Here is an 8,278-nt window from a genome sequence, read left to right on the forward strand (position 1 = left end):
CGCCGCATTCGTCCCTGCAGGTCGCTGCCGTTCCGCCCCAGCGGGTGCCAGTGCGAGAAAGGGACCAGGACGCCCCGTGGCACACCGAGGCGGTGTGCCGGCGCGACGAGGCGGGTCTCTTCTTCGCACCGTCCAAGGAACCGACCGCGGCCCGGCTCTCCCGGGAACAGGCGGCCAAGCGGGTGTGCGGTGGCTGTCCGGTCATGGTCGAGTGCCGGGAACACGCGCTGCTGCAACCCGAGCCGTACGGCGTCTGGGGCGGCCTCACCGCCGCCGAACGCCGCGTGGTCCTGGCCAGGCGCCGCCGCCGCGAAATGGAACTCAACAAGGCCGCCCGCGGTCCGATAGCCGCAGCGGGCTGACCCGACTCGGCCACGCCGGCCGGCGAAACAGGGGGCGCCCCTCCGCACAGAGGGCACCCCCTGCTTCCGTATGGCCTTCGAGGCACGGGAATCAGGCGCGAGCCTGCTGGAGACCGTCCACGAGGGCGCCCCCGTAAGGGGTGCGGGGAACTGCGCGACCAGCCTCCACCGACCCGCGGTCGCCCGTGGTCCGCGCCTGAACGGACTCGCAGCCGACCGCGGGAACTACTTGGCCCGGTCGAAGTCGATCGCGCTGTAAGCCCGCAGCTTGCTGAGCCGGTGCTCGGACGAGATCTGCCGCACCGTCCCCGACTTCGACCGCATCACGATCGACTCCGTCGTCGCCGTCTCCGACCGATAACGAACCCCACGCAGCAACTCGCCGTCGGTGATCCCGGTCGCGACGAAGAACACGTTCTCGCCGGAGACCAGGTCGTCGGTCAGCAGCACGCGGTCGAGATCGTGCCCCGCGTCCACCGCCCGCTGCCGTTCCTGGTCGTCCTTCGGCCACAGCTTGCCCTGGATGGTGCCGCCGAGGCACTTCACGGCACAGGCCGAGATGATGCCCTCGGGCGTACCGCCGATGCCCAGCAGCAGATCGACGCCGGTGCCCTCGCGCAGGGCGAGGATCGAACCGGCGACATCGCCGTCGGAGATCAGCTTCATACGAGCGCCGGTCTCCCGGATCTCCTTGATGATGCCGACGTGGCGCGGCCGGTCGAGGATGACGACGGTGACGTCCTCGGGCGTGACCCGCTTGGCCTTGGCGACCCGGCGGATGTTCACGGACACGGGCGCGTTGATGTCGACGAAGTCGGCGGCGTCCGGCCCGGTGACCAGCTTGTCCATGTAGAACACGGCCGACGGGTCGAACATCGATCCGCGGTCGGCCGCCGCGAGGACCGCGATGGCGTTCGTCATGCCGTTTGCGGTCAGGGTCGTACCGTCGATCGGGTCGACGGCGATGTCGCACTCGGGCCCGGTCCCGTCGCCGACCTGCTCTCCGTTGAAGAGCATGGGCGCCTCGTCCTTCTCGCCCTCTCCGATGACGACGACGCCGTTCATCGAGACGGTCGAAACGAGGGTCCGCATGGCGCGCACCGCGGCACCATCGGCACCGTTCTTGTCACCGCGGCCGACCCAGCGGCCCGCCGCCATCGCGGCGGCCTCGGTCACCCGGACGAGTTCCAGGGCGAGGTTGCGGTCGGGAGCCTCGGAGGGGACTTCGAGTTCGGACGGCAGATGATGATGCTCGGTCATCGAGACGCACCTTTCTGATACGGCGACGGCCGGACGAGGGTGTGGGTCCCGACTCTATCTCCAGGCAGACAAAATGAGCAGGGGGCCCCACGGATGAGCGGGCGGGTGCACCTGCGACGATGGGGAGCGTGGCAGGTTCGAACGGCAAGACCGGCAAGCAGAAGTCGGCCCGGGACATGATTCTTTCCCTGGGCCTCATCAGTCTCGCGGCGGGAGTGATCTATCTCTTCATCCCGCACGACGACTCCGCTCCCGACCTCAAAAGGGTCGACTACCGCGTCGAGTTGCTGACGGCTCGCCGCGCGGCGAGCTATCCGGTGGCCGCGCCCCAGGGCCTGCCGGCCGACTGGAAGGCGACGTCGGTGCGTTTCTCCGGCGAGGACTTCGACGCGTGGCACCTGGGTTTCCACGACTCCGAGGGTGAGTACGTGGCGGTGGAGCAGTCCGCTCAGAAGCCGACCGTCTTCATCGACGAAGCCACCCAGAAGGCCAAGGAGACAAAGGTCACCCAGCGCATCGGTGACGCGACATGGACGCGGTACGAGGGCGAGAAGTACGACGCGCTGGTGCTGCGCGAGAAGGGTTCCACCACGGTGGTGGCGGGCACGGCGCCGTTCGACCGCCTGACGAAGATGGCCCAGGCCCTGAAGACCACGTAGCAGGGCAGGTGAGCATGACTGAGGCCCCCGGCTCGAGCCGGGGGCCTCAGTCGTGAACGCGTCGCTTGTGCCTCGTGCGTCAGCGTCAGACGGTGGTGATGACCTCGTCGTACGCCAGACGGGGGGAGCGCGGGTACCAGGCGTCGGCGCCCGGCTTGCCGATGTTGACGACCATCAGCGGGGTGTGGTCGCCGTCGAGGAACTCCTTCTGGACGCCCGCGAAGTCCAGACCGGTCATCGGGCCGGCGGCGAGGCCGGCGGCACGCACGCCGATGATGAAGTACGCGGCCTGCAGGGCGGCATTGAGACCGGCGGCACCCTCACGGGCGGAACGCTCGCTGAAGAAGAGGTCCTTGGCCTGGGGGAAGGCCGGGAGGAGGGTCGGCAGCTCCTCGTGGAACTCGTTGTCCGCGGAGAGGATCGCGACCAGCGGTGCCGTGCGGGTCTTCGCCTGGTTGCCCTCCGCCATGTGCTGCACGAGGCGCTCGCGGGCCTCGGCGGAGCGGACCAGGGTGATGCGCAGCGGGGTCTGGTTGAACGCGGTCGGGCCGTACTTGACCAGGTCGTAGATCGCCTGCATCTGCTCGTCCGACACCGGCTCGTCGGTGAACGTGTTCGCGGTACGGGCCTCGCGGAACAGGAGGTCCTGGGCGGCGGGGTCAAGAGCGAGAGACATGGCAGACCTTCTGTAGACGTGCGTCGGATCCGGTGGGATCGGCTGACGACATCGACAGTACAAAGAAGAAGTTCAAAGTTCAACAAAAGACCGGTGGATGGTGATCCTCTTCACAGAAGACGAGACGGGACCACCATCAGGTCACTCCGAGCCGCCGACTCCGGAGGCAGAGCCGTCCTCTTCGCCGTCCCCCGCCGACGATCCCTCGGCCAGGGCCGCGTCGAGCCGCTTGCGCGCCCCCTCCAGCCACTGACGGCACACCTTGGCCAGCTCCTCGCCGCGCTCCCAGAGGGCGAGGGACTCCTCCAGCGTCGTACCGCCCACCTCCAGCCGCCGTACGACGTCGATCAGCTCGTCCCGCGCCTGCTCGTAGCCGAGCGCCTCACTCACGTTGCTGGTCATGGGCACACCCTAAACATCGACAACATCGGCAACATCGACTCGAACAGTGAACTCGCCCTCGGCGACCCGGGCCCGCAACGTCTCGTCGGCCGTCACCTCACCCGGATCCCGGACCACGTGCCCGTCGGCCTGCTGCAGCACCGCGTACCCCCGCCGCAGGGTCGCGGCGGGGGAGAGGCCCACCACGCGCGCGTGGGTGTGCGACAGCTCGGAATCGGCGCGGTCCAGGAGATGACCGAGGGTGCGCCGCGCCCGCTCGGCGAGGGAGGCGACGTGGTCGGCCCGTTCGTCGATCATCCGGTGCGGATCCTCCATGGCGGGCCGGGCGAGGGCGTGCGCGAGCCCGCGCTCCTCCCGCTCGACGAACGCGTGGACGGACCGCCGGGCCCGATCGAGCAGCAACCGCACCCGCTCGTACTCCTCGCCCACGTCAGGTACGACCTTCTTGGCGGCGTCGGTGGGAGTGGACGCCCGCAGATCCGCCACGTAGTCGAGGAGAGGATGGTCGGGTTCGTGCCCGATGGCGGACACGACGGGCGTACGACAGGCGGCGACCGCCCGTACGAGCTGCTCGTCGGAGAAGGGCAGCAGATCCTCCACGCTCCCGCCACCGCGGGCCACCACGATCACGTCCACCTCGTCGAGATCGTCCAGCTCCTTCACGGCCTGGACGACCTGCGGGACGGCGTGCACACCCTGCACGGCGACGTTGCGCACCTCGAAACGGACGGCGGGCCAGCGTCGGCGGGCGTTCTCCAGGACGTCCCGCTCGGCGGCGGAGGCGCGCCCGCACACGAGCCCGACGAGGTGGGGCAGAAAGGGCAGCGCCTTCTTCCGGTCGGCGGCGAACAGCCCCTCGTTGCCCAGAGCCTTCTTCAACTGCTCCAGCCGGACGAGCAGTTCCCCTACCCCGACCGGCCGTATCTCGGTGGCCCGCAGCGACAACTGCCCCCGCGGCGCGTACCACTCGGGCTTGGCGAGTACGACGACACGGGCCCCTTCGCTCACCACGTCGGCGATGGTGTCGAACACCTGCCGGTAGCAGGTCACGGCGATGGAGATGTCGTGCGAGGGGTCACGCAACGTCAGAAACACCACGCCGGCGCCCGGCCGCCGCGACAACTGGGTGATCTGCCCCTCGACCCACACGGCGCCGAGCCGGTCGATCCACCTTCCGATGAGCCGCGACACCTCACCGACAGGCAGCGGAGCGTCAGCGGACGTATTGAGACCCATACCGCGAGACTAACGGCCGGGACTGACAACGACCGGCCCGCATCTCCGGCGGCGAAATCCACACAATCGTTGCCGCACCGAGTGCGGCCTTACGATGGTTCCCATGACCGCTTCGCCTGGCCGCCGTGTCCTGCTCGCCGCCCCCCGGGGCTACTGCGCGGGCGTGGACCGCGCCGTGATCGCCGTCGAGAAGGCCCTCGAACAGTACGGGGCCCCCATCTACGTCCGGCACGAGATCGTGCACAACAAATACGTCGTACAGACGCTCGAGAAGAAGGGTGCGATCTTCGTCGAGCGCACGGCGGAGGTCCCCGAGGGGTCCATCGTCATGTTCTCCGCGCACGGTGTCGCCCCCGTCGTCCACGACGAGGCCGCCGCCGGCAAGCTCGCGACCATCGACGCGACCTGCCCCCTCGTCACCAAGGTCCACAAGGAAGCCGTCCGCTTCGCGAGCGAGGACTACGACATCCTCCTGATCGGTCACGAGGGCCACGAGGAGGTCATCGGCACCTCCGGCGAGGCCCCCGACCACATCACCCTGGTCGACGGACCGAAGGACGTCGCCAAGGTCGAGGTCCGCGACGAGTCGAGGGTCGTCTGGCTGTCCCAGACCACCCTCTCCGTGGACGAGACGATGGAGACCGTCGACGCCCTCAAGGAGAAGTTCCCGCAGCTCATCTCCCCGCCCAGCGACGACATCTGCTACGCCACCCAGAACCGTCAGCTCGCGGTGAAGCAGATGGGCGAGGAGGCGGAGCTGGTGATCGTCGTCGGCTCCAAGAACTCCTCGAACTCGGTCCGGCTGGTCGAGGTCGCGAAGCTCGCCGGCTCCCGCGAGGCGTACCTCGTGGACTTCGCCGACGAGATCGACGAGGCCTGGCTGGACGGCGTGTCCACGGTCGGCGTCACCTCGGGCGCGTCGGTCCCCGAGATCCTGGTCGAGCAGGTCCTGGAGTGGCTGTCGCAGCGTGGCTTCGAGGACGTGGAGCTCGTCAAGGCGGCCGAGGAGTCCATCACGTTCTCGCTGCCGAAGGAGCTGCGCCGCGACCTGCGGGCGGAGGCGGCGGAGCTGGTGGCCCGGCGCACGGGCGTGACGTCCGCAAGCACCCCCTCGGGTGAGTGACTGTCAGTCGTACGCCGTAACGTAGAGCCATGCACATCTTCGGCGTGGACATCGGTGGGTCAGGGATCAAGGGCGCCCCTGTGGACCTGGACAAGGGCGACCTCGCGGAGGAGCGCTTCAAGGTGCTGACCCCGCACCCGGCCACCCCCGACGCGGTGGCGGACGGGGTGAAGGAGGTCGTCGACCACTTCGGGTGGACGGGCCCGGTCGGCATCACCTTCCCGGGCGTGGTCACGGGCGGCTCGACGATCCGTACGGCGGCGAACGTCGACAAGAACTGGATCGACACGGACGCGCGCGCGTTGCTGAGCGACCGCCTGGGCGGCCTCCCGGTGACGGTGCTGAACGACGCGGACGCGGCGGGCGTCGCCGAGATGCAGTTCGGCGCGGGCCGCGACCGCAGAGGCACGGTCGCCCTTCTCACCTTCGGTACGGGCATCGGCAGCGCCCTCTTCGTCGAGGGCGTCCTGGTCCCGAACACGGAACTGGGCCACCTGGAACTGCACGGCCACGACGCGGAGACCCGCGCGTCCACCAAGGCCAAGGAGGACCACGAGCTGACGTGGGAGCACTGGGCCCACCGTGTCCAGAAGTACCTGGCCCATGTGGAGATGCTGTTCTCCCCCGAGCTGTTCATCATCGGCGGCGGCGTCAGCCGCAAGTCGCAGAAGTTCCTGCCGCTGATCGAGGGCATCAGGGCGGAGATCGTCCCGGCGCAGCTCCAGAACAACGCGGGGATCGTGGGCGCGGCGATGCGGGCGGCCAAGGAGTCGTAGAAGGAGTCGTAAGCGGAGGACCGAGGGGGCGGGGGCGGATCACACCGGCGTACGGGTCCGTCCCGGCCGCCGGTTCATCAGCCGGATCTTCCGTACGGTCGCGATGACACCCGCGACGAGCGTCCCCCCGTACAGCCAGCCGGCCTCGGTGGCGAGCGCGGTGACGATGCCCATCAGGTGGGAGAAGAGCCCGCCGTCGCCGTCGGCCACGGGCAGCAGGCCCACGGTGAAGGCGATGGGTACGACAACGGGGGCGATCACCAGGTCGGCGCCCCGAATCCAGGCCGCCGTCAGCGCGCACACCGGCAGGAACAGCACTCCGTACACCGTCAGGGACGACCCGAACAGCAACTGGTCGAGACAGCCGAGCGCGAACATCACCGCGGCACAGAACAGCCCGCCGCCGAGCCCTGTGAGCCGGGGGTTCGGCATCCGGCGCAGGGCCTGCACGACCGGCGGGGAGGACCGCCGGACGCCGGCCGGGGGACGCCGGGATCCGGCCGCCGCCTGCCCGCCGGCACGGCCGCCGCGCGGGGCCGCCGAGGCGCCTCGGCCGGGCCGGGCGGGGCCGGAGTTCGGGGGACGGTGTCGGATCCTGTGTTGCTCCACTGGACCAACCTAGGTCGGCCCGTACACGGAACAGCCCCTCAGACACGCCGACAGGGAGACTCTCGGACAGACCTTGTCCAAGCGTTCGACAGGGCGCCGGGCGGCGGTTACGTCAGCCCGTAGACTGAGGGATCGTCTCCACCCTCCTCACCCTCCTCTCGTACGGGAAGTCGCAACGTGTCGCTCACGATCGGAATCGTCGGCCTGCCGAATGTCGGCAAGTCGACCATGTTCAACGCCCTGACCAAGAACGACGTGCTGGCGGCCAACTACCCGTTCGCCACGATCGAACCGAACGTCGGCGTGGTCGGCGTCCCGGACGCGCGCCTGACGAAACTGGCCGAGATCTTCTCCTCCCAGAAGATCCTTCCGGCGACCGTCGACTTCGTCGACATCGCGGGCATCGTGAAGGGGGCCTCGGAGGGCGAGGGTCTGGGCAACAAGTTCCTCGCGAACATCCGTGAGTCGGACGCGATCTGCCAGGTCATCCGCGCCTTCCAGGACGAGAACGTCGTACACGTCGACGGCAAGGTCTCGCCGAAGGACGACATCGAGACGATCAACACCGAGCTGATCCTCGCGGACCTCCAGACGATCGAGAAGGTCCTGCCGCGCCTCCAGCGGGAGTCGCGCATCAAGAAGGACATCGGTCCGAAGGTCGCCGCGGTCGAGGCGGCGAAGGAGATCCTGGAGAAGGGCGACACCCTGTTCTCCGCGGGCATCGTCCAGGGCTCCGGCAACGAGGAACTCCTCCACGACCTGCACCTCCTCACCACCAAGCCCTTCCTCTACGTCTTCAACGTCGACGAGGACGAACTGGTCGACGAGGCCTTCAAGGCCGAGCAGCGCGCCCTGGTCGCCCCCGCCGAGGCGATCTTCCTCAACGCCAAGCTGGAGGCGGACCTCGCCGAGCTCGACGAGGAGGAGGCGATGGAGCTCCTGGAGTCGGTCGGCGTCGAGGAGCCCGGCATGGCCACCCTGGCCCGAGTCGGCTTCGACACCCTGGGCCTGCAGACCTACCTGACGGCCGGCCCCAAGGAATCCCGCGCCTGGACCATCAAGAAGGGCGCCACCGCCCCCGAGGCCGCCGGAGTCATCCACACCGACTTCCAGAAAGGGCTTCATCAAGGCGGAGTCATCTCCTTCGAGGACCTGGTGGAGATGGGCTCGGTCGC

Annotated in this window: 10 protein-coding genes; 5 read left to right on the top strand and 5 right to left on the bottom strand. The window is 69.0% G+C overall.

Annotated elements, in window-relative coordinates:
• Nucleotides 1-362, top strand: a 362-nt coding sequence (locus STRTUCAR8_RS22705; protein ID WP_006378273.1) for a WhiB family transcriptional regulator, incomplete at its 5' end; no start/stop codon positions are given.
• 225 nt (nt 363-587) lie between these two features.
• Here STRTUCAR8_RS22705 and glpX read toward each other — a convergent pair.
• On the bottom strand, nt 588-1,622 hold the full coding sequence (gene glpX / locus STRTUCAR8_RS22710; protein WP_006378266.1) for a class II fructose-bisphosphatase: 1,035 nt from the start codon (nt 1,620-1,622) through the stop codon (nt 588-590).
• 128 nt (nt 1,623-1,750) lie between these two features.
• Here glpX and STRTUCAR8_RS22715 point away from each other — a divergent pair, with 128 nt between their 5' ends.
• Entirely contained in the window at nt 1,751-2,281 is a 531-nt protein-coding gene (locus STRTUCAR8_RS22715; RefSeq protein ID WP_006378274.1) for a DUF4245 domain-containing protein, read from the top strand.
• A gap of 85 nt (nt 2,282-2,366) precedes the next feature.
• On the opposite strand, the gene STRTUCAR8_RS22720 is transcribed toward STRTUCAR8_RS22715, so the two are convergent.
• From STRTUCAR8_RS22720 to xseA, 3 genes are all read right to left on the bottom strand, one after another.
• Nucleotides 2,367-2,957, bottom strand: a complete 591-nt coding sequence (locus STRTUCAR8_RS22720; protein WP_006378271.1) for a malonic semialdehyde reductase — start codon at nt 2,955-2,957, stop codon at nt 2,367-2,369.
• Between the two features lie 141 nt (nt 2,958-3,098).
• Nucleotides 3,099-3,359, bottom strand: coding sequence for an exodeoxyribonuclease VII small subunit (locus STRTUCAR8_RS22725; protein WP_006378268.1), 261 nt, complete (start codon nt 3,357-3,359; stop codon nt 3,099-3,101).
• A 9-nt stretch (nt 3,360-3,368) separates the two neighbouring features.
• Nucleotides 3,369-4,595 (bottom strand): exodeoxyribonuclease VII large subunit, encoded by a 1,227-nt coding sequence (gene xseA, locus STRTUCAR8_RS22730; protein ID WP_006378267.1) that lies wholly within the window; start codon nt 4,593-4,595, stop codon nt 3,369-3,371.
• A gap of 94 nt (nt 4,596-4,689) precedes the next feature.
• Here xseA and STRTUCAR8_RS22735 point away from each other — a divergent pair, with 94 nt between their 5' ends.
• On the top strand, nt 4,690-5,718 hold the full coding sequence (locus STRTUCAR8_RS22735; protein WP_006378265.1) for a 4-hydroxy-3-methylbut-2-enyl diphosphate reductase: 1,029 nt from the start codon (nt 4,690-4,692) through the stop codon (nt 5,716-5,718).
• Nucleotides 5,719-5,747: 29 nt separating this feature from the next.
• Entirely contained in the window at nt 5,748-6,494 is a 747-nt protein-coding gene (gene ppgK, locus STRTUCAR8_RS22740) for a polyphosphate--glucose phosphotransferase (RefSeq protein ID WP_006378270.1), read from the top strand.
• Nucleotides 6,495-6,533: 39 nt separating this feature from the next.
• Here the strand turns inward: ppgK and STRTUCAR8_RS22745 are convergent, their stop codons facing one another.
• Entirely contained in the window at nt 6,534-7,103 is a 570-nt protein-coding gene (locus STRTUCAR8_RS22745) for a DUF6542 domain-containing protein (RefSeq protein WP_044472691.1), read from the bottom strand.
• Nucleotides 7,104-7,280: 177 nt separating this feature from the next.
• Here STRTUCAR8_RS22745 and ychF point away from each other — a divergent pair.
• Nucleotides 7,281-8,278: redox-regulated ATPase YchF (ychF, locus tag STRTUCAR8_RS22750; protein WP_006378269.1), on the top strand; the 998-nt coding region annotated here is incomplete at its 3' end.

The organism is Streptomyces turgidiscabies Car8 (genome assembly GCF_000331005.1).
GTDB lineage: Bacteria > Actinomycetota > Actinomycetes > Streptomycetales > Streptomycetaceae > Streptomyces > Streptomyces turgidiscabies.